20 protein-coding genes and 2 pseudogenes are annotated in these 23,532 nt (G+C 63.9%); 15 read left to right on the plus strand and 7 right to left on the minus strand.

What is annotated here, in order from left to right:
• Positions 1-117 precede the first annotated feature (117 nt).
• Together ACM6JT_RS07135 and ACM6JT_RS07140 are read left to right on the plus strand one after the other, a co-directional pair.
• A complete protein-coding gene (locus ACM6JT_RS07135; protein WP_414856166.1) occupies positions 118-2,733 on the plus strand; it encodes a fimbria/pilus outer membrane usher protein in 2,616 nt (871 codons plus the stop codon).
• A 170-nt stretch (positions 2,734-2,903) separates the two neighbouring features.
• Complete coding sequence (locus ACM6JT_RS07140; protein ID WP_414856167.1) at positions 2,904-3,875, plus strand: fimbrial protein; 972 nt, start codon at positions 2,904-2,906, stop codon at positions 3,873-3,875.
• Between the two features lie 70 nt (positions 3,876-3,945).
• Here the strand turns inward: ACM6JT_RS07140 and ACM6JT_RS07145 are convergent.
• The 3 genes and pseudogenes from ACM6JT_RS07145 to ACM6JT_RS07155 form a co-directional block, all read right to left on the minus strand.
• Positions 3,946-4,282, minus strand: a pseudogene (locus tag ACM6JT_RS07145) (IS5/IS1182 family transposase); the annotation flags it as partial.
• 564 nt (positions 4,283-4,846) lie between these two features.
• The gene (locus ACM6JT_RS07150; RefSeq protein ID WP_414856168.1) at positions 4,847-5,179 is read right to left on the minus strand and encodes a DUF2322 family protein; all 333 of its coding nucleotides are present in this window, start codon (positions 5,177-5,179) and stop codon (positions 4,847-4,849) included.
• A gap of 53 nt (positions 5,180-5,232) precedes the next feature.
• Positions 5,233-5,952 (minus strand): flavin reductase family protein, encoded by a 720-nt coding sequence (locus ACM6JT_RS07155; protein ID WP_414856169.1) that lies wholly within the window; start codon positions 5,950-5,952, stop codon positions 5,233-5,235.
• Between the two features lie 288 nt (positions 5,953-6,240).
• On the opposite strand from ACM6JT_RS07155, the gene ACM6JT_RS07160 reads away from it, so the two are divergent.
• Positions 6,241-6,567: a thioredoxin family protein gene (locus ACM6JT_RS07160; protein ID WP_414856170.1), complete on the plus strand. Its 327-nt coding sequence runs from the start codon at positions 6,241-6,243 to the stop codon at positions 6,565-6,567.
• 10 nt (positions 6,568-6,577) lie between these two features.
• Positions 6,578-6,997, plus strand: a complete 420-nt coding sequence (locus ACM6JT_RS07165; protein WP_217588612.1) for a secondary thiamine-phosphate synthase enzyme YjbQ — start codon at positions 6,578-6,580, stop codon at positions 6,995-6,997.
• A gap of 73 nt (positions 6,998-7,070) precedes the next feature.
• Here the strand turns inward: ACM6JT_RS07165 and atsR are convergent, their stop codons facing one another.
• The 3 genes from atsR to ACM6JT_RS07180 are packed head-to-tail and all read right to left on the minus strand — an operon-like array spanning position 7,071 to position 10,302.
• Positions 7,071-8,882 carry a hybrid sensor histidine kinase/response regulator AtsR gene (atsR, locus tag ACM6JT_RS07170; protein ID WP_217588613.1) on the minus strand — a complete coding sequence of 604 codons (1,812 nt, stop codon included), beginning with the start codon at positions 8,880-8,882 and terminating at the stop codon, positions 7,071-7,073.
• A gap of 1 nt (position 8,883) precedes the next feature.
• Entirely contained in the window at positions 8,884-9,387 is a 504-nt protein-coding gene (locus tag ACM6JT_RS07175) for a molybdopterin-dependent oxidoreductase (protein ID WP_034181887.1), read from the minus strand.
• Between the two features lie 42 nt (positions 9,388-9,429).
• Entirely contained in the window at positions 9,430-10,302 is an 873-nt protein-coding gene (locus ACM6JT_RS07180; RefSeq protein WP_414856171.1) for a helix-turn-helix domain-containing protein, read from the minus strand.
• 47 nt (positions 10,303-10,349) lie between these two features.
• Between ACM6JT_RS07180 and ACM6JT_RS07185 the strand changes: the two genes are divergently transcribed.
• Both ACM6JT_RS07185 and ACM6JT_RS07190 read left to right on the plus strand, forming a co-directional pair.
• Entirely contained in the window at positions 10,350-10,499 is a 150-nt protein-coding gene (locus ACM6JT_RS07185; RefSeq protein ID WP_414856172.1) for a hypothetical protein, read from the plus strand.
• A 142-nt stretch (positions 10,500-10,641) separates the two neighbouring features.
• Positions 10,642-10,839, plus strand: a pseudogene (locus ACM6JT_RS07190) (hypothetical protein); the annotation flags it as partial.
• Between the two features lie 389 nt (positions 10,840-11,228).
• On the opposite strand, the gene ACM6JT_RS07195 reads toward ACM6JT_RS07190, so the two are convergent.
• Positions 11,229-11,570 (minus strand): hypothetical protein, encoded by a 342-nt coding sequence (locus ACM6JT_RS07195; protein ID WP_414856173.1) that lies wholly within the window; start codon positions 11,568-11,570, stop codon positions 11,229-11,231.
• Between the two features lie 474 nt (positions 11,571-12,044).
• On the opposite strand from ACM6JT_RS07195, the gene ACM6JT_RS07200 reads away from it, so the two are divergent.
• The 9 genes from ACM6JT_RS07200 to ACM6JT_RS07240 all read left to right on the plus strand — a co-directional run bounded on the left by ACM6JT_RS07200 (position 12,045) and on the right by ACM6JT_RS07240 (position 23,504).
• A complete protein-coding gene (locus ACM6JT_RS07200; protein WP_414856174.1) occupies positions 12,045-13,451 on the plus strand; it encodes an undecaprenyl-phosphate glucose phosphotransferase in 1,407 nt (468 codons plus the stop codon).
• Positions 13,452-13,537: 86 nt separating this feature from the next.
• Positions 13,538-14,722 carry a polysaccharide biosynthesis/export family protein gene (locus ACM6JT_RS07205; RefSeq protein WP_279512540.1) on the plus strand — a complete coding sequence of 395 codons (1,185 nt, stop codon included), beginning with the start codon at positions 13,538-13,540 and terminating at the stop codon, positions 14,720-14,722.
• On the plus strand, positions 14,722-15,210 hold the full coding sequence (locus ACM6JT_RS07210) for a low molecular weight protein-tyrosine-phosphatase (RefSeq protein ID WP_414856216.1): 489 nt from the start codon (positions 14,722-14,724) through the stop codon (positions 15,208-15,210). The genes ACM6JT_RS07205 and ACM6JT_RS07210 overlap by 1 nt, the downstream gene beginning before the upstream one ends.
• Before the next feature lie 7 nt (positions 15,211-15,217).
• The gene (locus tag ACM6JT_RS07215) at positions 15,218-17,467 is read left to right on the plus strand and encodes a polysaccharide biosynthesis tyrosine autokinase (protein WP_414856175.1); all 2,250 of its coding nucleotides are present in this window, start codon (positions 15,218-15,220) and stop codon (positions 17,465-17,467) included.
• Between the two features lie 19 nt (positions 17,468-17,486).
• Positions 17,487-18,665: a non-hydrolyzing UDP-N-acetylglucosamine 2-epimerase gene (wecB, locus tag ACM6JT_RS07220; protein ID WP_034181890.1), complete on the plus strand. Its 1,179-nt coding sequence runs from the start codon at positions 17,487-17,489 to the stop codon at positions 18,663-18,665.
• Between the two features lie 28 nt (positions 18,666-18,693).
• Positions 18,694-19,938 (plus strand): UDP-N-acetyl-D-mannosamine dehydrogenase, encoded by a 1,245-nt coding sequence (gene wecC / locus ACM6JT_RS07225; RefSeq protein WP_034181891.1) that lies wholly within the window; start codon positions 18,694-18,696, stop codon positions 19,936-19,938.
• Positions 19,939-19,957: 19 nt separating this feature from the next.
• A complete protein-coding gene (locus ACM6JT_RS07230; RefSeq protein ID WP_414856176.1) occupies positions 19,958-21,244 on the plus strand; it encodes a hypothetical protein in 1,287 nt (428 codons plus the stop codon).
• A complete protein-coding gene (locus ACM6JT_RS07235) occupies positions 21,241-22,491 on the plus strand; it encodes a hypothetical protein (protein WP_414856177.1) in 1,251 nt (416 codons plus the stop codon). Before ACM6JT_RS07230 ends, ACM6JT_RS07235 begins: the two co-directional genes overlap by 4 nt.
• The gene (locus tag ACM6JT_RS07240; protein ID WP_414856178.1) at positions 22,488-23,504 is read left to right on the plus strand and encodes a glycosyltransferase; all 1,017 of its coding nucleotides are present in this window, start codon (positions 22,488-22,490) and stop codon (positions 23,502-23,504) included. Before ACM6JT_RS07235 ends, ACM6JT_RS07240 begins: the two co-directional genes overlap by 4 nt.
• Positions 23,505-23,532: the final 28 nt, after the last annotated feature.

Here is a 23,532-nt window from a genome sequence, read left to right on the forward strand (position 1 = left end):
ATTTGTCTCATCATCATTCACATTGAGTCGTTGATCTCGGTTTGGCATGTCGTGCCACTGTGGGTTTGTCAAGGTGATCAATAAATTCGGAATGCGAATTAAAGGGAGAGTTCTGTAATGGTTTCGGCTGGTCATCAAAGCCTGGGAGATTTCGTTGAGATGCCCTGCCTCAGGCCAATTAGCGCGCTGATTCTGTCGAGCCTCGCCGCTTGGCAGGGGACGGCGCGCGCAGAAATGACCGATACTATGCAGGTTGCGCAGGCGCAATTTGCCCAGGTCGAATTCGATAGCGGCTTTTTCGGCAAGAGCAACGATCATCGCGTCGATTTGTCCCGGTTCGAGCGAGGCAATCCGGTACCTCCGGGCACATACAACGTCGACCTGTATGTCGGGCCTAACTGGGTCGCGCGGACAGATATCTCCTTTCGTGCATCGCCCGGTACGATCGACGCGCAGCCATGTTTCGACGAAAACCTTCTGCGTCGCATCGAATTTAATCTTGGAAAGCTGTCGCCCGAGCTTGCCAAGCAGGTTGTGGTTGACAAAGCGTGTCTTCGAATCGGACAACTCGTGCCGGACGCCAGCGCGAGCTTCGACTTTTCCGAGCAACGCCTTACGCTGAGCATTCCTCAGGCTTTTCTGAAGCGCGCTGCGCGCGGTTACGTAAGTCCGGATCAATGGAGTTCGGGGGTAACTGCCGGGATGCTCGGCTATAACGCCAATCTTTACAGCTCGAAGATTCGCGATGGCGCGGTAAGCACGCACGGTTACCTGGGTTTGAATGCCGGCTTCAACGCGGGAAACTGGCATTTCCGTCACGACGGCGCATATACGTGGGATTCGCGAGGGGGGAGCCGTTATCAGAATATTTCGACTTATGTGCAGCGCGACCTTCCGTCGCTGTCGTCACAGTTGGTCATGGGTGAAACCTTTACATCCGGGGAATTGTTCGACTCGACGCAATTCAGAGGTGTGCGCCTTTCGACCGACGACCGGATGCTGCCTGAATCCTTGCGCGGCTATGCACCGACCGTCCGAGGTGTTGCGAACAGCAATGCGCGGGTGACGATCAAGCAGAATGGCGTCAAGCTCTATGAAACCACGGTGGCTCCAGGGGCGTTCGAGATTGACGATCTGTATCCCACGGGATATGGCGGCGACTTGATCGTGTCCGTGACGGAGGCCGACGGTTCGATCCATACCTTTTCGGTTCCGTACGCGGCCGTGCCGCTGTCGTTGAGACCCGGTGTCAGCCGCTACAACTTTGTTGCTGGCGTAGTCCATAACCAGCAAATTTCGGGCAACCCGCTTTTCACGCAGGCGACGTGGCAACGCGGCCTGTCGAACCTGATCACCGGGTACGGGGGCGTCACCGTCGCTGAAGGCTACGCGTCGGTGCTGATGGGGGCTGCGTTCAATACGTCGTTTGGTGCGGTTGGCGCCGATATCACCTATGCCAGCACATCGATCCCGGGCGCGAAGCGCTACAACGGTTCCAGTATGCGTGTCAGCTACTCGAAATCGTTGCAGTCTACCGGTACCGACATTGCCCTTGCAGCGTATCGATATTCGACAAGTGGCTATTTTGGCCTGAACGACGCGATGATCGCCCGGGAGAGCGTGCGCGAGCACGGATCGATCGACACGGTATGGCGACAGCGCAATCGCGCATCGTTGACTTTGAGCCAGAATCTGGGCGAACGTCGTGGGCGCTTGAATGTGACCGCATCGGCGTCCAATTACTGGAACCGGTCTGGATCGGACGTCAATTATTCGGTTGGCTATAACAATTCATTCCGGAGTATTTCCTATAACTTGTCCGCGACGAGGCAGCGAAGCATCGGCGGTCAAATGAGCACGCTTTATTACGCAAGCGTGGCGATCCCGCTCGGCACGACGAAACCGGTCATGGTGTCGGCCAATGTTTCCCATGACACGACTGGCAGCACGCAGGTTCAATCGACTCTGTCCGGGTCGCTTGGCGTGGACAACAACCTGTCGTACAACGTTGGCATGAACAATACGTCTGGCTCCGGCGCATCGAGCACGAACGGAAGTGGCAGCGTGGTATATCGCGGCGCACATGCGGAGCTGAGTGCAAGCGCGGGCGTGAGCCGCGACTACCAGCAGGGCTCGATTGGCGTGCGCGGCGCCATTGTGGCCCATCCGGGCGGTGTCACGCTTTCGCAGCCGCTGTCGGAGACATTCGGCATCGTCGAAGCGCCGGGGGCCGATGGTGCGCGAGTCACGACAGCGTCCGGCGTGCGCGTCGACAGCCGAGGGTATGCGGTTGTACCGTTCTTGACGCCGTACAGCCTTAATACGATCGGACTGGATCCGAAGGGGCTGTCGATGGACGTCGAATTGAAGGAAACCAGCCAGCAGGTCGCACCACGAGCGGGCGCTGTGCCGGTACTCAAATTCGGCACGATTACCGGGCGTTCGGCGATGGTTGTGGCGCGCTTCGCCGACGGCACGCCGCTGCCATTCGGTGCCACGGTGCTCGATGAAGGCGGAAACGAAGTGGGTGTCGTTGCGCAGGCGAGCAGGATTATCGCGAGACGACTGAACGACGACGGAAGTCTGACCGTCAAGTGGGGAGATGATCGAGCGTCGCAATGTAACCTCGCTTATTCACTTCCCGTGCGCGAAAAATCACGCACGAAGGTCGTTGGATATCAACAGGTCAAGAGTGTTTGCCGACTCGCCACGGACCGCATAAGCGCAAATTAAAGGATCGGGGGCGCGCAGACTAGAGTCACGTGGATCGAATATGAAATTTCCGTAATGTGGATTTCAGGTGCGCCATGCTTCCGATTTATGGAAGTTAATTTAAAATTGTCAAAAACTACCCGATATGGTTGAGGTTTTGAGGTGGGTGGTGTTTATGGAGGATGCGTTGAATGGACAAGTTTTTTAGATTCATATTATTGTTGACTTTTTTCGCTTCGTGCGGGGCAAATGCAGTTGTTTGCAAAGAGGCAGGCACCGGGGCGATGCAGGGTTCCTCGACGATTCCTTCATCTGTGGAAAATCCTTATATGCTTCCTTCCGGTGGTCCACAGGGGATGGTAGTATGGGAATCGGCGACTATTACTAAAACATTTACTTGTACAAATAATTCTCAGACGCCACTTAAACTGTGGTTAAATCCAGAGACAAACGGCGGTCCTCTGGATAGCTATATTTCGGGTGTTAGATATAAGGGTGTAGCTTATTCGCAGATGACTAACGGGAGTCCTGTTGATACCGGGTACACTGTTCAGGGTAGCTTCGTTCCGACAACAATTACGCTTACCTATTCGATGCTTTTAATGAAGGCGTTTAGCAGCGATGCGCCAATTGGTTTAGGACAATGGGGCATGTCGTCGCGTACTTTCATGAAGTTGGGGGGGATTACAGTGCCGGGTAAGTCTTACGCGGAAAACGTTAGTGGATCCATTGTGGTGGGAGCATTTACATGCATACCTGATATTAGTGGTTTGAACAACGTTGTGAACTTGCCGCCCGTTCAGTCGAATCAGCTGTCCACCGCCGGAAAAACTGCGGGGCGTACGCAGTTTTCGATAAGCCTGAAGCAATGTGACGCAAGCAAGTACGCGGTGATTTACACATTCAATGGAACGCCAAACAGTGTACTGCCAAGTGCTTTCTCCAATATGGGTTCGGCGCGCGGTGTCGCGGTCAATCTCGGGACTGTCGATGATGGAAGGCTAATCGCAGCGAATGGTGAAAATAATGGGAACATGCGAATTGCTGCAATGAAGGACAAAAATTCTGAACTAAGTATGTTTGCCGAGTATGTCGCAACTGGCGAGCAGGTGCGGGCCGGCACGGTAACAAGCCGGGCAACTGTAAGCGTCGAATATCTGTGAGTCGCGCTAGGCAGATTATTTGCTTTGCCCTGAATAATTCGTTTTGCTCTGCGGCGGTGTCATGCCGTCGCTAGCGCAACGGCCCGCGATTGAGCAGGGCGGCAAGAATCAGAGCGTAAAAAAGCCACAGTTTCCGCAGAATCATCCGCAGATTGTGGCCGGCGCCGCACCGCATGGATCGCGTTGCCCAACGTGCCATTTAGCCAATTGCGATCGAGCTTGCCGTCCGCCTTCATATGGCCGATGGCCGGCTCAATCGCACTGCGGCGGAGGATCATCGCGCGCAGGCATCGTGTGATGCCACGTCGCAAACCCGGGTGATAGACCTTCACCCCATCGATGGTGACGCCCCTGTAGCCGCGATCGACGACGGCGATCTGCGGTTGGACGTCGGACAGGTACCGTGCGCTACCCCGTAACGGGTGCCGAGACGGATGGCCATAAGCTCGACGATTTCAATGTCTACCCGGGGGGCGCTGCCCGTGCATGGGCGCGTCGTGAAGATTCCGGGGTATCCGGCGTGTGAAGGCCACGCGGGATAATTCGACGTTTCGATGCGAAATGGACAACCGCTCCATTCGCATATCGCCTGCATTCTCCGAATGACACGGCGCGTACCCTTGGACGCTGATGTGCGGGCCGACCGACAGGCTCGCAATCGTCCAACCTCGCCTGTCGAGCGCGACCAGCGCGACGATCAGCACGAACGCGTGACCACCCCACGGCACGACTCGCGCAAACCCTTCCGACGTGCCGTAGCGCATCTGCAGCAACGGGATCGCCGCGATGGCGGCAACGGCGACGGTGCCCCATATGGGTGACGGCCGAGGCCGTCATCGATCGCATCGAATACAGGCAAATGCGTCACGGCATGTGCGGGCAGGACGGCGATCCGGTATGCACCGGCGCTCATTGACGCGATGCACGAGCATGCCGCGCATCGACGCGCGGCATCATTGCCCGCCTGTTGCTCAGCCCTTTGCGACGACGTCGATGCGCAGCGCTTCGCCGCCGGCGATGATCGCGAGCAGGCGATCGACGTTCGGGTGCGCGCCGGGGCGGTTGCGTGCGTCGGCGGTGTGCTCCGCGAACACGGCGAGGCCATGTTCGGCAGCCTTCGCGTCGAGCGCGCCGAACGCCTGCTTCAGGTAGTGGTACACAGCGAGCGAACCCTGCTTGCCGGGCTGGTTCTCGATGCTGGCGACCACGTCGCCGTTCGCGCCGACGAGATCGATGCGCGCGATGCCGTCGATGGCCGGCAATTGCGCGAGGTTGTCCTTGAATACTGGGGTAGCTTGAATCACTGAAAACACTCCGTCGGTTCGGTCTTGGGCCAATGAGGATGGCCGGCCGTATCTTATCCGATCGGCTGCGGCGCACCGGCCGGCGCGGCCGGCGCGCCCGCGTCGCGCGAGCGCTCGATGTCGGGGCTGCGATATGCGCGCTCGGGAATCTCGGCGAGCCGCGACGCGTGCACTTGCTGCGGCGCGAGGCCGTAAAACTTCTGAAAACTCATTATCAGCGGCGACCATTTATCCGGATCGATGCGGTCTTGATGGCCGTCCATCAGCAGGTCGGGATGCACGTGCACGCGCTGGATGCGCAGCTCGAACAGCGTGATCTTGCCGCGCAGGTCGGGCGTTTCATCGGCGAGGCCGTGCGCGGCCGCAACGACCGCTTCCAGGTGAACCGGGCATTCGAGCGCGCGCGGCGGCGACACGGTTTGCGATGCCGCCTCGGTGAGCCCGGCCGTGCCGAACTTGTCGGGTTCGTATACATAACCCCTGGCCCGCTTGCCGTCGGGCACCGGATACGTACCCGTCGTGCGCGCGATCCGGTCGACCGCGTGCGCCTGTGCCGACGACGGCAGGTTCAGCACGCATTCGCCGGTGCGCAGCAGGTTGCGGGTGGTCTGCGAGCTGGCGGCGATGCCGATCACGCCGCGCCAGCCGAGCCAGAACGCAGACGAGATCGGCGCGAGATTTGCTGTGCCGTCCGGGTTCAGCGTGCTGACCAGCACGACGGGCGTGCCGAAATAGAGGATGTTCGGTTCGGTGACGCGATGCGGAGCGTTCATGGTCGGGGCCTTCGTTTCGTTGACGGATCAGTCCGCATGCTGATCCCGTCGCGGCCGCGCGGCGCTCCGATTCTTGTCGTGTCATCCGGAGGGCGGCGGCGCGATGGCGGAACGGAAATTGCGCGTGATGCACAGGCGGCGCGCGGAAGGCGTCGGGCCATTGCGACGGCCGGCTTCCGTGCCCGCGCGCGCCGGCATCGCGCCGGCTTTTCCGCTACAGTAGGAGATCGCCGATCGCACCCGCCGACCCGGTGCGGTCACGTTCCAGAGTTACACATGAGGGCCCCGATGCACACCCCGCAACGCTATTCCGAAGAGGCGCCCACGCGCGCGGAAGTCGACGCACTCGCCGGTGCGACCGTCATCGAATTCGGCGCGAACTGGTGCGGCATCTGCGCGGGCGCGCAACCTGCGATCGTGGCGTCGTTCGCCGCACACCCCACCGTGCGCCATCTGAAGATCGAGGACGGCCCGGGCCGCGCGCTCGGCCGTTCGTTCCGCGTGAAGCTGTGGCCGACGCTGGTGTTCCTGCGCGACGGCGTCGAAGTCGCGCGCGTCGTGCGCCCCGCCGATGCGAAGCAGATCGAAGCCGACGGCTTCGCTGCGCTGGCCTGAAGGCATCGCCATGCAACAGGCCATCACGCACGTCGCCGTCGACACACGCGGCAGCGGCCTCGTCGAATTCACGTCGCAGGTGCGCGCGTTCGTCGACCAGCAGTCGATCCGCACGGGCCTGCTCACCGTGTTCTGCCGGCATACGTCGGCATCGCTGCTGATCCAGGAGAACGCGGATCCGTCGGTGCAGCGCGATCTCGAACGCTACTTCGCGACGCTCGCGCCCGAGGACGACACGCGCTACGAACACGACACCGAAGGCGCCGACGACATGCCGGCCCATTTGCGCACGGCGCTTACGCAGGTGCAGCTGTCGATTCCGGTCGAGCACGGGCGCATGGTGCTCGGCACCTGGCAGGGGATCTACCTGTTCGAGCATCGCCGCGCGGCGCACCGGCGCGACATCGTGCTGCATCTGATCGGCGAATAATCGGGGACGTGAGCGGAAGCGCGCGACGCAGTGCCGGCGCGACGCCGTGCGCGTTTGCACGCGGCATACCGATTCAGCCGAGCAGCTTCTCGATGAGGGCACCGAGTTCGCGCAGGTGCACGGGCTTCGGCAGGAATTCGTCGAACACCTGTTCGTTCTCGCGCAGCGCTGCCGATTCATAGGCGCTGACGCCGATGATTGCCGGATGTCGGCCGTCGTCGCCCGGTTGAGCGACCGCGCGAATGCGCCGCGCGACCTCGAAGCCGCTCAGGTCCGGCAGTTCGAGATCCAGCACCACGATGTCGTAGCGGCCCGTGCCGAAGCGCGCGACGCCTTCCTGGCCGGTGCCGCACAGATCGGCTTCGATGCCGAGCGCCGACAGCATCGCACCAAGCGTTTCGCGCGCGTTGTCGTTGTCGTCGACGACCAGCGCGCGCAGGTCGCGATGCGCGGCGGCGGCCGACCACGCGGGTGCTTCGCCGGCGGCCTCGACGAAGTCGGGCACTTCGACGGGCAGCGTCACGACGAATTCGCTGCCTTCGCCGACCACGCTGCGCACGTCCACATGCCCGCGCAGCGTCGTGACGATTTCACGCACGACGGCGAGCCCCATGCCGATCCCGTCCACGTGCAGCCCGACCGCGTCGTTCGCGCGGTAGAACGGCTCGAAGATCTTCGACAGGTGCGGCTTCGCGATGCCGGTGCCCGTGTCGCGCACGGCAAGCTTCAATTGCCGGCCGGCCGGCGCGTCGGCGAGCGTGATCGATACCTTGATCGACCCGCCGAGCGTGTACTTGACGGAATTCTCGATCAGGTTCGACAGCACTTGCCGCAACAGCTTGCGGTCCGAGCGGATCGCGAGATCGTGCGGCTCGACCTGCTGCGTGACGGCGATCCGCTTGGCCGCGATCTTGTCGCGCAGCGGCTCGATCACTTCGGCGAGCAGCGGCGCCATGCCGACCGTTTCCAGTTCGGCGAGGCGCTTCGTCGAGCGCAGCTTGATGTAGTCGGTCAGGTCCTTGACGAGCGCTTCGAGCGATAGCGCGGAATTCTGCAGCCGCCGGATCGTCTTCAGGTTCGCGTCGGACTGCGGGCGTGCGAGCAGGATCTCGATCGACCCGCAGATCGCCTGCAGCGGCGTGCGCAGCTCGTGGCTGACCATCCCGAGGAACGCGTTCTTTGCCTCGATCATCTCGAACGCGCGATCGGATGCCTTGCGTTCCGCGTCGAGCGCCGCGTCCTGCCGTTCGAGCAGATCGTCGCGCGTGCGCATCGTATAGAACAGCAGCAGGAACAGCGCGCACAGGATCACACCGAGCACGATGCCGAGGGTCAGGATCGCGCGCTGCTTTTCCTTCAGCTGATGGAACGTGAAATCGCGCTGCGCCATCTCGATCGCGCGGAAGTAGTTCGCGAGGCCGTTGACCTTCGGCCAGTATGCATTGACGTCGTCGATCACCTGCCGCGCATGCTTCGGCGCACCGCGCAGCAACGGCACGTCGCGCTTCAGGCGCGCCATGAATTCACCGAGCGCGGCGATCTCGTTGCGCGCGCGCGGGATGCGCAGCCAGTATTCGGATACCTCGGACGGCCGCTGCAGGAACCCGAACGACACCGACAGGCTGTCGAGCTGCATCTGCACGCGATCGAAATCGTCGTCCTCGTGCGTCGCGTAGAGGATCAGCTGCCGGTCGAACCGCGTATAGACGTTCCGGTATTGCGCGGCCGTCCAGAACACGCCTTCGCGCGGCCCTTCGAGCACGCCCTCGTTGACCGATGTCGCCAGCAGATCCCACAGCAGGAACGCCCACGCGGCGAATCCCGTGATCCACAGCGACCCGAGGACCAGGATGATCTTTCTGTTTTTCCGCCGCGGCCGCGTCATTTCACTTCACGGTCAGGCCGATGATCTGCCACGCGAACTTGGCTTCGCCGAGCGGCGTCTTCAGCTCGTCGGGATACTGGTCGCGCGGATACATGATCCACAGCGGGCCGTAGTTGTCGTTGCCGAGCACCTTGCCGTTCATCGTTCGCGCGAGGATCACGCCGTACCGGTCGGCGTCGGACACGGGAATCGTGAACGTGTATTCGTCGATGCAGTGGAATTCGATCTGCGTGCCGTGCGCGCCGACGGCCTTCAGCACGTCGGACAGGCGCGGGCCGGTGAAGGTCGCCTTCGGCGTCCAGCTCGTCGACGTGACGATCGTATGCTGCGGCAGCGCCATCAGCGCCTGCTCGGAAAACACGTACGCCGTCTTGCCTTGCTGGTTGCTCTTGTCGATGTTGCCGTCGACGGTGAACGTAAACGACGAAGCGGCCCATGCCGCGGCGGCCATGCCGAGCAGGCAGGCCGTCAGCAGGCTCTTGGTCCAGATGGTTGAAATTCGCATGTCTTTCCCTCGGTCGTGCGGTGGTGGGGTGTCGTTCCGGTCTCAGCTCGCGGCAGCCACGGCCGGCAGCGCGATCTTCAGTTCGCGCGCCACTTCGGCGAACAGGATCGGCAGACGCACCGGCTTTTCCTCGCAGCGCGCGTTGTAGTGGGACACGATGTGCGCGATTTCGTCCTCGCTCGCTTCCCCGGTCGAGATCTTGCCGGTCAGCAGGAAGATCGGCGCGCCGCTGTTCTCGCTCGAACGGATGCCGCGCACGAGATCGGCGGCGGTCTGGTCGCCGAGCATCCAGTCGAGGATGTAGCCGTCGAAATCCTCGACTTCCAGCGCCTTGCGGAACGTGGCGCCGTCGAAGTACGGGATCGCGTTCACGCCTTTTTCGATGAAATATTCACATACCGTCTCGGCGACGTCCCGCGAATCGTCGACCACGGCGATCCGCGCCGCGTACACGTTCGGCTGGCTCGAGCGCAGCTCGACGACGTCGACCGCATACGTGCGCCCTTCGCGTGCGTGCTGACGCTCGGTGACGATCCATTCGCCTTGCCACTGCAGCGCGACGAAATCCGTTTCGATCTGGCTGCTGGCCTTCGTCGAGATCGCGGCGCGGCAGCGAAAGCGCCGCGACTCGATCACGAGCGTCGCGTCGACCATCTCGGCCGCGGGCGGCTGCGCGCCCTTGTCGTCGAGCAGGATCGCGGGCGGCACGCCGAAGTGCGTCGCGATGTCCTGCAACTGCGACAGGTTCCACGGGATCAGGCCTTTCATCTTGCGCGTGACGACCGAGAAACTGAGACCGAGCACGTTCGCGATCGTCGTGTTGTGACTGCGCGGCGGAATGCCGTTCCGGTTCAGGAGGTCGCGCACCTTGTTGGCGGTGATCAGATCGACGTTGGCCTGCTCGCTGTTGGGCATCTCGATGGGGTCTCCAGGGGTTTTGGGCGAGGAAGAGGATATCAAAAGTGACGCGTCACGCAAGCTTTGAAAAAGCGAAGGACCTTGACATGCCATTTTTCTCCATTATTATTGCTCACCACGTCACTATTGTTTGCTGCGTCATGTTTGGGATCGATGCCGGCGACAGCCGATACAGCGAAGAGCGGCGGCAATGAAGTAGTGACGGAACGATTCAAAGAGAGAACCTGAGAGAGCCTTGGGCAGCGTGTCGGCGTTGGCGGATTGTATCCGCTGCGCCGCGCGCGACCAGGTTGCGAGCCAAGCTCGCGGAGGTGAAAAGCTCGAAGAATTGCTGCGCGCGTCGTCGCGCTGAAGCAGGCCGCGAAGGCCCGGCCGAAGGCGGCATACGATCCCGGCCTGCGTTATTTCCGCGGCGACAAGGAATCGAAGAAGCTGCTCGAGTTCGCGCGCAAGGCGAAGAAAGAAGACGAAGAAGACTGGAAATGGCGCACGCAATGGCGTGACGTCTATTGCGGCTACTGGTACTCGGGCTAGGCGTACTGCGGCGTCTGAAATCGGACGTACTGGTACGACTGACCGGGCCGGAAGCAACGGGGGCGGCAGCGGGGAGACCACCATCGCGCCACGCCGGGGGTTTATCGAAGTTCGTATGGACGCATAAGCCGAACAACGACTCTATCGAACGATAACGACATGAAGACCAACCTTTCCCGTCGTCTCACTCAAGGTGCGCTGGTCGCGATGTTTTACGCGTCCGTCGCGGCAGCGTCGCACGGGTCATTCACAGCTCAATGACCCGCGCTCGCTGAATCGAGTGCCTCAGGTGCGCCACGTCATCCGTGGCGCATCTTTTGCCGCCGGCTTGCCGGCGGTATTTCGTTTACGTCCGGGCCGTGCCCCTCAAGCGATCTCGCTGAAAAATTTCAATCACGTCCCAAGCGGACTTTCCTGCTCTCGTACGCGAAGCGAACGCTGACGCTGCCGTGACGGCTGCGCACGAGCGGCAGCGTGACGAGCGCACGGCACACGCTCGCCTTTTTGCTGCAGTCGAAATCCTCGAATTCGCCGCCGAGCCGGCACGTCATGTCGGAACAGGCGACGCCGATGCGCGTCGATACCGAGCCGGCTGTCACCTGAAACAACACGCGTAAGTAGCGCTGGCGGGCGTTGCTCGGGACGCGCGGCGAAACCTGCCGCCCATGCGTAGCGGCGCATTGACGCCGCCTCTTGTCGCAACACCGACACGCGTCGCAGTCGTCGGCCATCGCGTTCGCGGGATGGCAGTGTTTTCACACCGGCTCGCGAAATGATCCGGCACACATCACGAGGCTTGCTCGGTCACTTGACATCAATAGACACGCCTTGTAGGCAGGGGCCTCATTGTCAAATGGGACAAGTAATGGCTCTATGCCAATTAGTTTAGGACATGAACGATTTAAAACACCAGATCGTAGTGGCAGTATCAAGTCTTACATCGTTTCGATAAGCGATGGGCTTGCGGTAAGCAGAGGGCGTCGGTCTCGTTGAAGTTGTTGGGCCACGTCAGCCAGGTGCGAAATTTAACGATCCGTGACGTTTGATTGAAGGTCCATGTCAATCGATTCAGATTCGCATTACTAAACAACACATGAAATCGATCATCGGTCCGGGATTCGATTCGTGCCGGCGTGGCGTGCATTGCGTGTAGATGCACCGCCGTTCCGTCGCCAATCGATCGCGACGGATGATCGCCCAGGGTTATGCCTTCGTTCAACCAAACTAGATATACCCCCGCCGTTCGCGGAACGGCTTCACGGTTCAGGTTGCTGGACGCCGTATTGCTTGTCGTCACCGCATGGGCAGCGAGAAGCTGGCTGGGCGGCTCGCCGTCTGCCGGATCGGATGCCGTGCTGATCGCCGTTTCGATCGCGTGCGCGCTGGTCCTGTTTCCGCTGGTCGGTGTGTACGGCGATCCCGAGCGCCGCCTGTCGTGGCGTCGCGTGTGGCTTGCGCCGGCCTGCCTGGCCGTCGCGTTGTGCGTCGGCGCGATTTCCGTCATGGCGCACGACCGGCAATTTCCGGTCGCGCTCGGCTGGCTAGCCGGCTGGTTCGCGCTGTCGGCGGTCGCGCTCGTCGTGTCGCAGGCCGCGCGGTGGTGTCTCGGTGTTTTCGCGGCGGCGCGGCATGCCCGGCGCAAACCGGTTGCGCTCGTCGGGCATCGCGAACGTTGCCGGACGCTCGTCGGGCGCGATGCGCGGCAAACGGGGCGGTCGTTCCAGATCGCCGCGATCTTCGACATGTCCGGTTCGTCGCCGATCGGGCCGGAAGAACCGGCCGTGCATCGTGACCTGGCCGAATTCGTCGAGTACGTGCGTCGCGCCCACGTCGGGGAGATCTGGATCGTGCTGCCGCTGTCGGAGGCCGATCGCGTCGGCGAGATCGTCCACGCGTTCGCCGAGGATCTGGTCGACATCCGCTTCATGCCCGACCTCACCGGCATGACGCCGCTTCATCCGAACGGGGCGCTTCGTGGTCACGCGCTCGATCTCGTCTCGTCGCCGCTGTCCGCGCGGGCGCTGGTGGGCAAGGCGGTGTTCGATCGCGTGTTCGCGGGCCTGGCATTGATCGGAATCGCACCGCTGATGACCGTCGTTGCGCTGGCGGTGAAGTTGTCGTCGCCGGGGCCGGTGCTGTTCCGGCAGCAACGCAGGGGCGCTTACGGGCGCATCTTCACGATCTACAAGTTCCGGACGATGCGCGTGCCGGACACGCGCGAGCCGGGCGAAGTCCGGCAGGCGACGCAAGGCGACCCGCGCGTCACGCGTGTCGGCGCGCTGCTGCGACGCACGAGCCTCGACGAACTGCCGCAGTTCTTCAACGTGCTGAAGGGCGACATGTCGGTGGTCGGGCCGCGCCCGCATGCGGTGGAGCACGACCGCTTCTACCAGCCCCTTGTCGACGGCTATATCCAGCGCTACCGGATCAAGCCGGGCATCACCGGCTGGGCCCAGGTCAACGGGCATCGCGGCGAGACGGATCGCGTCGAGAAGATGCAGAAGCGGGTCGAGCACGATCTTTATTACCTGAACAACTGGTCGTTTGCGATGGACGTAAGGATCGTGGCGGCGACCGCCCTGTATGGATTCACGCATCGCAATGCCTATTGAATGACGCGTCGATGCACACGCTCTGGACAATGGAAATGGAAACTGGAAAACGGCCCGGGTCACGGGCGCAACGCTTGCGATCGGCAATGACGGTCTTGCCTGTCGTGCTGCTGTCCGCTTGCACGATCGAACCGGGCATGCATATGAACCTCGCGCACGATGCGGCGCGGGATGGCGGGATCGCGACGCAGGCATACGAAGGCGGCCTGGCGGTGTCGATGCATCGCATCGTCGCGGCACCGTCCGGCCAGCCGCGAAACGCACCCGCTTCGGGTGAAGCGGCGGCATCGGTACCGATCGGGCCGATCGACGGCGAGCTGATCGCGGCCCAGCGGCGCGAGGCGAGCGCACAGGAGGAACGCACGCGCGCGGCGCTCTTTGCGGTGCCGGCGCCGTACGCGATCGATGCGGGCGACGTGCTGCAGATCACCGTGTGGGATCACCCCGAACTGGCCGCGGCGCAGGGCAATCCGGGCACGCAGCAGGTGCGCGCTGCCGATCCGCCGGCGGGCTTCGTCGTCGATCAGGCCGGCAACCTGGCTTTTCCGTACGTGGGCGAACTGCATGTCGCCGGCATGAGCACGAGCGAGATTCAGTCCGCGCTGCGCGCGCGGCTGTCGAAGTGGTTCGTCGCGCCGCAGTTGACGGTGCGCGTCGCGTCGTATCGCGCGAATCGCGTCTACATCGACGGCGAAGTTCGTGCGCCGGGCGCGCACCCGCTCAACGACACGCCGATGACGCTGCTCGAAGCCGTCACGCGCGCGGGCGGCTTCACGGCCGACGCCGATCAGAGCCGCATGACGCTCGTGCGCGACGGTGCCGCCTATCCGGTCGACCTGCCGGGCCTGATTCGCGAGCGCGTCGATCCGTCGCGCATCGTGCTGCGCAACGGCGACCTGCTGCAGGTCGGCGCGCGCGACCAGTTCGGCGTGTACGTGATGGGCGAAGTCAACAAGCCGACGACGGCGCTGCCGCTGCGCAACGGCCGGCTCACGCTGGCCGACGCGCTGTCGCAGGCCGGCAGCGTGAACCAGGGTACGGCCGATCCCAGGCAGACCTACGTGATTCGCGCCGGCGCGGACCGGCAGGCGCAGGTGTTTCATCTGGACGGCAGCTCGCCGGTGTCGATGGTGCTCGCCAATGAGTTCGAGCTGCAGCCGCGCGACGTCGTGTACGTCGACAGCACGAAGCTCGCGCGCTTCGGCCGCGTGCTCGCGCAACTGCTGCCGGCCATCAACGCGGGCCTGACGGCCGCGATCGTCACGAAATGATGAAACGGATCCTGGTGGTGTGTACCGGCAACGTATGCCGCAGCCCGGCCGCGCAGGCGCTGTTGTCGCGCGCGCTGCCCGGTCGCACGGTGGAGTCGGCCGGCGTCGCGGCGATCGGCGGGACGGCGGTCGACCCGGTGATGAATGCGCTGTTGATCGAGCGCGGCTTCGACCTGTCCGCGCATCGGGCCCGACGCGTCGATGAACGAACCTGCCGGTGGGCCGACCTGATTCTGGTGATGGAGGTCGCACATCGCCATCTGATCGAGCGGATTTGCCCGATGACGCGCGGCCGTGTGTATTGCCTGACCGAGCGCTACCAGACCGACGTTCCCGATCCGTACCGCCGAAGCCGCTACGTCTACGACTACGCGATGAGGCTGATCGAGCACGGCGTGGCCGATTGGGCCGCGCGGATCGCCACCTTCGAACCGAACCCGCAGCCGCATCCGGATACCGGCGCGGATGCGCCGGAACACTTGCAGTGAGCCTCAAATGAACGCATCGAACCCACGCCAACCTCATTTACACGACGCCGACGAACTCGACGTGCGCGGCATCCTCGACGTGCTGATCCGGCACGCAGGCCGCATCGTCGCGGTCACGGCGGCGTGTGCCGCGCTTGGAGCCGGCTATGCCTTCGTCGTGAAGCCGGTCTACAAGGCAGACATTGCCGTGCAGGTGGAAAGCGGCGGCTCGGACCTGCGCAGCATGGCGGACGGCGGGCTCGTCGGCGGCCTCGGCGCGCTGTTCGACGTGAAGTCGACCGACGACGGCGAGATGGAAATCCTGCGCTCGCGGCTCGTGACCGAACCGGTCGTCGACGGTCAGCGCCTGCACATCGAAGCGCATCCGCGCCGCGTGCCCGTGATCGGCTCCGCCGTCGCGCGCTTCAATCGCAGGCTGTCGACGCCCGGCTTGTTCGGGATCGGCGGGTTCGTCTGGGGCAACGAGCGCATCGACGTTCCGGCATTCGACGTGCCGCGCGACTTCCAGAAACATACGTTCATCGTCACGTCGCTGGGCGACGGGCGCTATCGCCTGTCCGGCAGCGATCTCGATCGCGATGCGGAAGGCGCGATCGGCGAGCCGCTGCGCGTGAAGACGGCCGCCGGCGACGTGACGCTGCAGGTGGCCGGCATCGAAGCCGAAGCGGGCGCGCAGTTCGTCGTGAAGGCGGATTCGAGGCAGGTCGTGCTCGCCGAACTGCAGAAGAAACTGACGATAGCGAACCGCGGCAAGGATCAGTCCGGCGTGATCGGCGTGTCGTACGAAAGCCATGATCCGGTGCGCGCGGCTGCCGTGCTGAACGCGATCGCCGACAACTACGTGCAGCAGAACGCGAGCCGCAAGGCGGCCACCGCCGAGAAGTCGCTGGCGTTCCTGAGCGACCAGGTCCCGGCCGTGGAGCGTCAGTTGCGTGCGGCCGAAGATCGCCTCAATGAATACCAGGCCCGCCATGAAATCGTGGACCTGACCGAGCAGGCGAAGGCGATGCTGACGCAATCGACCGCCGCGCAGATGTCGCTGTTCGAGCTCGAACAGAAGCGGCGGGCGTTGGCGTCGACGCTGACGCCGGCTCACCCGGAGCTCGCGGCGGTCGACCGGCAGATCACCGCCGCCAACGCGCAGATCGGGACCATCAACGACACGATCCGGCGCTTGCCCGATGCGCAGCAGAACGTCGTACGCCTGCGCCGCGACGTGACCGTGCAAACGGAGATCTACGTCGGCTTGCTGAACAGCGTCCAGCAGCTTCGCCTGGCGACCGCGAGCAAGATCGGCAACGTGCGTGTGATCGATCGCGCGATCGTGCCGGACAAGCCCGTGCGGCCAAGGCCGGCGCTGGTCACGGTGATGGCCGCGCTGATGGGGCTCGTGCTCGGCACGTGCGCCGTGATCGGCCGCGCGGTGCTGTTCGGCGGCGTGACCGATCCCGCGGAGATCGAGCGAGATACGAACCTGAACGTGATGGCGACGATTCCGCACAGCGTTGCGCAACACCGGCTCGCGCAGCGTGACGCCGCGGCAGGCGGGGCGGCGGTCCTGGCGCTGGCGCGACCGAACGAACCCGCGGTCGAGGCGCTGCGAAGCCTGTGCACGGCACTGCGGTTCCAGTTGATGGACCAGCCCGACGGCAACCGTGTGCTGATCACGGGGCCGTCCGCGGGTGTCGGGAAATCGTTCGTGTCGGCCAACGTGGCCGCGCTGCTCGGACAGTCGAACAAGCGGGTGCTGCTGATCGACGGCGACCTGCGTCGCGGCAAGCTGGCCAAGCGCTTCGGCCTGCGGCCGGAGATCGGCCTGTCGACCGTCCTTCGCGGCGGCGCGACGGCCGCCGACGCCATCGTGCGCGACGTCGCGCCGAACGTCGACCTGCTGCCGGCCGGCCCGTATGCCGATCGGCCCGTCGAACTGCTGTCGTCCGATCGTCTGTCGGCGTTGCTGATGCACGTTGCACGCGATTACGACGTGGTGCTGCTCGACGCGCCGCCGCTGTTGCCGGTGACGGACGCCGTCGTCCTGGCTGCGCAGGCGGACACGATCCTGCTTGCGGCACGTGCCGGCGTGACGACCTCGGGCGAACTGCTCGAAGCGTCGAAGCGGATCGAACGCGTCGGCGCGCGCGCGACCGCGGTCGTGTTCAACGGCTTCTGGCCGGGGCTGCGTTCCGCCCGGTATGGCAACTACGGCGCGTACGGGTATGACAACGCCGATTCGCAAACCGCTGCGGATCGCACGTGATCCGCCGACGGAGATTCCAATGACCCATCACCACGAAAACATCCTCGTCACGTTCGGCACCCGCCCGGAAGCCATCAAGATGGCGCCGCTCGTTCATGCGCTGCGGGCCCGCGAAGGCGTGCGCTGCGGCGTCTGCGTGACGGCCCAGCATCGCCAGATGCTCGACCAGGTGCTCGACCTGTTCGGCATCGTGCCGGATTTCGATCTCGACCTGATGCGCGCCGGGCAGACGCTCGGCAGCCTGACCGGGCACATCCTCAATGCGCTCGACCCGGTGCTGGAATCGTTCCGGCCCGATCTCGTGCTCGTGCACGGCGATACGACCACGACGCTCGGCGCGACGCTCGCGGCGTACTACCGACGCATTCCGGTCGGTCACGTGGAAGCCGGGTTGCGCACCGGCAACCTGTATTCGCCGTGGCCGGAAGAGGCGAACCGGAAGGTGACGGGCGCGCTCGCGCTGCATCACTTCGCGCCCACCGAAACCTCACGGGCGAACCTGCTGGCCGAAGGCGTCGACGCCGCTCGCGTGCACGTGACCGGCAACACCGTGATCGATGCCTTGCTGACGATCACCGGGCGCCTCAAGCACGACCGGGCGCTGGTGCGGCAGATGCGCGAGCGGTTTCCGTTCGTCGACGACGAGCGGCGCATGATCCTCGTGACCGGCCACCGCCGCGAGAACTTCGGCCGCGGTTTCGAGCAGATCTGCGAAGCGATCGCGACCATCGCGAAGCGCTATCCGGAGTGCCGCATCGTCTACCCGATGCACTTGAATCCGAACGTGCGCGAGCCCGTCACGCGGCTGCTCGGCGACATCGGCAACGTCGTGCTGATCGAACCGCAGGAGTACTTGCCGTTCGTGTACCTGATGAGCCGCGCATGGCTGATCCTGACCGATTCCGGCGGGATCCAGGAAGAAGCGCCGTCGCTCGGCAAGCCGGTGCTCGTGATGCGCGACACCACTGAACGGCCGGAAGCCGTCGCGGCCGGCACGGTGAGGCTCGTCGGCACTGAAGTCGAGCGGCTGGTCGGCGCGGTGGTCGAGCTGTGGGACGACGGCGCTGCCTATCGCGCGATGAGCCGCGCACACAACCCGTACGGCGACGGCCGTGCAAGCGAGCGGATTGCGGATCTGCTGGTCTCGCCGCCGATCCTGACGCAGGGGCCGGCATACCTGGCCGGCTCGCCCTGCTGAATCCCCCGACGTCTGGAGAACCTCATTCATGTCATTCGAAACCATTTCCGTCATCGGGCTGGGCTATATCGGCCTGCCCACCGCGGCGGCCTTTGCCGCGCGCCGTAAAAGCGTCGTCGGCGTCGACGTGTCGCAGCATGCGGTCGACACGATCAATCGCGGCGAGATCCATATCGTCGAACCCGAACTGGACATGCTCGTGCATGCCGCCGTGACGCAAGGCTACCTGCGCGCGACGGCGACGCCCGAGCCGGCCGATGCGTTCCTGATCGCGGTGCCGACACCGTTTGCCGATGGCAACAAGCCTGACCTGACCTATATCGAGGCCGCATGCCGGTCGATCGCGCCGGTGCTGAAGAAGGGCGACCTGGTGGTGCTGGAGTCGACTTCGCCGGTCGGCGCGACCGAAAAAATTGCCGCGTGGCTCGCGGCGCACCGCCCGGACCTGAGCTTTCCGCAACAGGCCGGCGAGCGCTCGGACATCCGTATCGCGCATTGCCCCGAGCGCGTGCTGCCGGGCCATGTCGTGCGCGAACTCGTGGAGAACGACCGCGTGATCGGCGGCATGACGCGCAAATGCGGCACGCGTGCGCAGGAGCTGTACGAGGTGTTCGTGCGCGGCGAGTGCATCCTGACCGATGTACGCACCGCCGAAATGTGCAAGCTGACCGAGAACGCGTTTCGCGACGTGAACATCGCGTTCGCGAACGAGCTGTCGGTGATTTGCGACCAGCTGGACATCAACGTATGGGAGCTGATCCGGCTGGCGAATCGCCATCCGCGCGTCAGCGTGCTGCAGCCGGGGCCGGGCGTGGGCGGTCATTGCATCGCGGTCGATCCGTGGTTCATCGTCGATTCCGCGCCGGAGCACGCGCGTTTGATCCGCACCGCGCGCAACGTGAACGACGACAAGCCGCATTTCGTCTACGAGCGCGTGCGGCAGGCGGCGAGCCGGTTCCGCGAGCCGGTGATCGCGTGTCTCGGGCTTGCGTTCAAGGCGGATATCGACGATCTGCGCGAGAGCCCCGCGATGGAGATCGTCGAAGCGTTGGCGAAGAACGCCGGCGCGACGCTGCTGGTCGTCGAGCCCAACATCGCCGCGTTGCCGGCAGCGCTGGAAGCAACGACCCGGCTGTGCGAGCTGAACACCGCGCTGGCCGAAGCCGACGTGATCGTGATCCTCGTCGATCACGCGCCGTTCCGGCGCATGGACCCGGTGCGGCTGCAGACCAAGGTCGTGATCGACACGCGCGGCGTGCTGGCGCGCGGGTAACGGACGGGCGCACAAAATCATGCTGCGGAATGCCGACGCCAAAAAGCTGCTGGGCCGTGTCGAGGCGCTTGTCTGTACCGGCGCGCCCGGCCTCTATCGCGTGCTGACGTTCTGGGTCGTCCAGCGGATCTATTCGCTGGACGAGCTTGGGGCTGCGGCATCCAACCTGTCGATCGCACAGATGATCGGTTTCTTCACGGCCATCGGCTGGGCGACGCTGATTCTGGTCCGCGTACCGGCGAGCGACGGGAAGCAGGCGGCGCGCGGCGCGTTCTACTCGCTGGTGTCGATGGCGGGATGGACCGCCGTGGCCGCCACGATCGCATGCGTGCTGGTGTTCGCGACCGGCCTCGTCGCGTTCGATCTCGGCGGCGTGGTCGCGCTGATGTGGGGCTGGACCGTGTATCAGCTCGCGCGGCATTTCTTCGTGTCGTACCGCCGCTACCGGATCACGATCGCGTTCGACTGCCTGCTGATCGCGGGATCGTGCGCGATGCTGTGGATCGGCACGCGCCACGGCTATTCCGCGTCGCTGTGCCTGGCCGTTGCGCTGGTCGTGGTGGCCGTCGCGATGTTCGCCGCGATCGGCATGCCCGATCGTCGCGCGTTTTCGATGCGCATCGACGTGAAGGGGCTGCAGTTCGGGCTGACCAATTTCCTGTCCGGCGGCATCGCGCTGGTGACCGTGCCGGCGGCGAACGCGATGTGCGGTGCGTCGTTCGCGGGGATGCTGTCGTTGTTTTCCTCGGTGACCGCGATCGGCAACCTGCTGCCGCGCGCCATTTCGATCGCGCAATTGCCGGACCTCGTGAAGCGGAAGAAGGACAAGGCGCCGCTCGACGCGACGCTGGGCGCGATGCGGCGCAATATCGACCTGTCGAACCTGGTCGTGCTGGTCGCGAACCTGGTAATGGTGGCGGGACTGACCTACCGCTACGGGCTCGACGGCAACGGCGCGTACGTGGCGCTCGCGGGCGGCGTGCTGCTGGCGATCCAGTGCGCGGCCGGCGTGCTTGGCGTCGTCGGCAGCAACGTGATGATGGCGTTCGAGCAGAGCGCGGCCACCGCGCGGATCAACATCGGTACCTCGGCACTGTTCGTCGTTTTGCTCGGCGGCTGCGTCGCCATCGGCGGTGAAATCGGGTTCTTCTGCATGCTGGCGTCCGCGGTGATCGTGACGCTGATCCGGAACGCGATCGTCGTGATGCATGCACGGCGGGTATGCGCGGCCTATGTGGAATCGATCAGCGCGTTGGGCGTCGCCGATATGAAAGCGATGCCGGCGGCGTCGGGAGCGCGGCCATGAATGCGACCGCCCGATTCCCGGCGATCGTGCCGCATCGTCGATCGCGCGTGGCCGACCTGGGTGCAGGCCTGCTGGCGCTCGCTTACTTCGTCTTCTGCGTCAGCGACACGCTGCTCACGTTCGACGACGATCGTTCGCAGGCCGTAAAGATGGGCGCGTTCGGCCTCGTGTTCGCGGCGATCCTGCTGCGTCCGCGCTTTCACCGGCTGGCCGTTCTCGCGCTGCCCATCGCCGTGTCGCTCTGCATCGGGATGCTGCTGTCGTTCAACGTCCATGCCGGGATCGAGGAATTCGTCCGCTTCCTCTTTCCGGTCGCGATCACGGTGGCGATCTACCCGTATCGCGACCGGCTCGACGTGCTGGTCAAGACGTTCATCGGCGTGGTCGTGAGCAACGACCTGTTCCAGCTGTATTTCTATGTGTCGTATGCGATCGGGCTGCCGCTGTTCATGCCGGTGCGGATCGACTCGGGATTGTTCCTGCGTGCGCAGGGATGGATGGGGTTCTTTTCGGAGTTCAGCTTCATCAATCTCTGCGCGTTTCTGCTGTGCCGCTGGTACTGGTCCGGCCGTCGCGCGGCGATCGCGTCGTGGGGGTTCCTGTTGTTCGCGTTGCTCGGCTTCTCGTTCAAGCTGTTCGCGGTGCTGGCGCTCTATCCGTTCGTGAGGAACGTCAGGGATGTGCGCGCGTGGCTGGCTGCCGCCGGCATCGCGGGCACGATGCTCGTGCTGATGGCGATGGGCGTGCTCGATTCGCTGTTGAAGGTCGGCATGGCGAAGATCCTGTTCTACGTCGTCGCAGGCAATTCGGCGCGCGCCGAATCCTATCGCGTGATGTTCGAGTCGATCGGCAACGGCAATCTGCTCGGCGAAGGGTTGGGCAGCTTCGGCGGCCCGGCGTCGGTGAAGTTCTCGTCGCCGCTTTACCAGCTCTATCACTTCGACTGGTACGGGCTCGGCGGGCTGTTGAAGACCACCGACACGTTCTACCCGCACCTGTTCGTCGAGATGGGCGTGTTCGGCGCGCTCGCGTGGCTGGTGTTCGTGCTGGGGTACGGGCAAGGGCGGCGCAAGCCGGCCGTCTGGTTCTACATCGTCGGTGCGTTCTGCTTCGACAACATCTTTTCGATGGCGTTTGTTTCGCCGTCTTACGTATTTTCCGCGCTGCTGGCGATGTATGCGTTCTCGTGGGGGCGGCCGTGCGTCGCCCCGGCGCATCGCGGCGGGGTGGTGGGAGTTCGCTCATGAAAATTCTGGTCGTTACGAACATGTATCTCGGCAGCAACCGCACGAGCCCCTGGCAAGGCGTGTTCGTGACCGAGCAGGTCGACGCGCTGCGGCGTTCCGGCGGCTGCACGGTCGACGTGCTCGTCATCGAAGGGTATCGCGGCAAGCGCGAATACCTGCGCTCGATCTTGCAGGTCTGGAAGGCCGCTCGTGCGGGCCGGTACGACGTCGTGCATTACCACTTCGGCCTGAGCGCGTGTTCCGCACCGCTGGTCCGGCTGTTTACGAAAGCGCGGGTTGTCATCACGTTCCACGGCACGGACATCCTGGGGCCGCTCTGGATGCGCGCGGTGTCGAAATCGATGGCCTGCTTCGCGCATGCGTGCATCGGCGTGAGTGCGGAAATTTCATCGCGCCTGATCCGGCTGCGCCGCCGCTGCGTGACGATTCCGTGTGCGGTCAACGAGACGGTCTTCGCCGGGGATCGCGACGATGCGCTGATGAAAGCCGCCGTGCCGATCGTTGTCTTCCCGTCGTCACCGAAGCGTCCGGAGAAGAACTATCCGCTGTTTTCACTGGTGCTGCGGCAGCTTGAGGAACAGCACGGCATCCAGGTGCAGGAGCGGCATATCGACGGTCTCGATCGCGGCGAGGTGCGCGACCTGCTGGCGCATGCCGCGTGCCTGCTGATGACGTCGACCCGGGAAGGGTCGCCACAATCGGTCAAGGAAGCGATGGCGCTCGATCTGCCGGTCGTATCGGTCGATGTCGGCAACGTGCGGCAACTGCTCGACGGCGTGTCGCCGGGCATGGTGGTGTTCGACCACGACGCGGGCCGTCTCACGAACGAGCTTGCCGATGTGTTGAAGGCCGACGCGCGATCCAACGGGCGCGAGAAGCTTGCGGCGCTCGGTTACTTCTCCGCCGATGTGTCGGCGAAGCTGAAGGCGTTGTACGCGTCGCTGTGCCGATCGTCGCGATTTGCCGACGATATTCCGGAAGTCAAAAAAAATGATGGCGAGGCCTTGTTATGAACCGAGCTGAAATCTTTTCATGCCCGAT

Origin of the sequence: Burkholderia sp. IT-111MI5 (assembly GCF_949752865.1) — a bacterium.
Lineage (GTDB): Bacteria > Pseudomonadota > Gammaproteobacteria > Burkholderiales > Burkholderiaceae > Burkholderia > Burkholderia pyrrocinia_C.

Bases quoted from the DNA above. Each gene is read 5' to 3' on its own strand.
- ACM6JT_RS07135 (WP_414856166.1), top strand. From the start codon at position 118: ATGGTTTCGGCTGGTCATCAAAGCCTGGGAGATTTCGTTGAGATGCCC.
- ACM6JT_RS07140 (WP_414856167.1), top strand. From the start codon at position 2,904: ATGGACAAGTTTTTTAGATTCATATTATTGTTGACTTTTTTCGCTTCG.
- ACM6JT_RS07155 (WP_414856169.1), bottom strand. From the start codon at position 5,952: ATGAACGCTCCGCATCGCGTCACCGAACCGAACATCCTCTATTTCGGC.
- ACM6JT_RS07160 (WP_414856170.1), top strand. From the start codon at position 6,241: ATGCACACCCCGCAACGCTATTCCGAAGAGGCGCCCACGCGCGCGGAA.
- ACM6JT_RS07165 (WP_217588612.1), top strand. From the start codon at position 6,578: ATGCAACAGGCCATCACGCACGTCGCCGTCGACACACGCGGCAGCGGC.
- atsR (WP_217588613.1), bottom strand. From the start codon at position 8,882: ATGACGCGGCCGCGGCGGAAAAACAGAAAGATCATCCTGGTCCTCGGG.
- ACM6JT_RS07175 (WP_034181887.1), bottom strand. From the start codon at position 9,387: ATGCGAATTTCAACCATCTGGACCAAGAGCCTGCTGACGGCCTGCCTG.
- ACM6JT_RS07180 (WP_414856171.1), bottom strand. From the start codon at position 10,302: ATGCCCAACAGCGAGCAGGCCAACGTCGATCTGATCACCGCCAACAAG.
- ACM6JT_RS07195 (WP_414856173.1), bottom strand. From the start codon at position 11,570: ATGGCCGACGACTGCGACGCGTGTCGGTGTTGCGACAAGAGGCGGCGT.
- ACM6JT_RS07200 (WP_414856174.1), top strand. From the start codon at position 12,045: ATGCCTTCGTTCAACCAAACTAGATATACCCCCGCCGTTCGCGGAACG.
- ACM6JT_RS07205 (WP_279512540.1), top strand. From the start codon at position 13,538: ATGACGGTCTTGCCTGTCGTGCTGCTGTCCGCTTGCACGATCGAACCG.
- ACM6JT_RS07210 (WP_414856216.1), top strand. From the start codon at position 14,722: ATGAAACGGATCCTGGTGGTGTGTACCGGCAACGTATGCCGCAGCCCG.
- ACM6JT_RS07215 (WP_414856175.1), top strand. From the start codon at position 15,218: ATGAACGCATCGAACCCACGCCAACCTCATTTACACGACGCCGACGAA.
- wecB (WP_034181890.1), top strand. From the start codon at position 17,487: ATGACCCATCACCACGAAAACATCCTCGTCACGTTCGGCACCCGCCCG.
- wecC (WP_034181891.1), top strand. From the start codon at position 18,694: ATGTCATTCGAAACCATTTCCGTCATCGGGCTGGGCTATATCGGCCTG.
- ACM6JT_RS07230 (WP_414856176.1), top strand. From the start codon at position 19,958: ATGCTGCGGAATGCCGACGCCAAAAAGCTGCTGGGCCGTGTCGAGGCG.
- ACM6JT_RS07235 (WP_414856177.1), top strand. From the start codon at position 21,241: ATGAATGCGACCGCCCGATTCCCGGCGATCGTGCCGCATCGTCGATCG.
- ACM6JT_RS07240 (WP_414856178.1), top strand. From the start codon at position 22,488: ATGAAAATTCTGGTCGTTACGAACATGTATCTCGGCAGCAACCGCACG.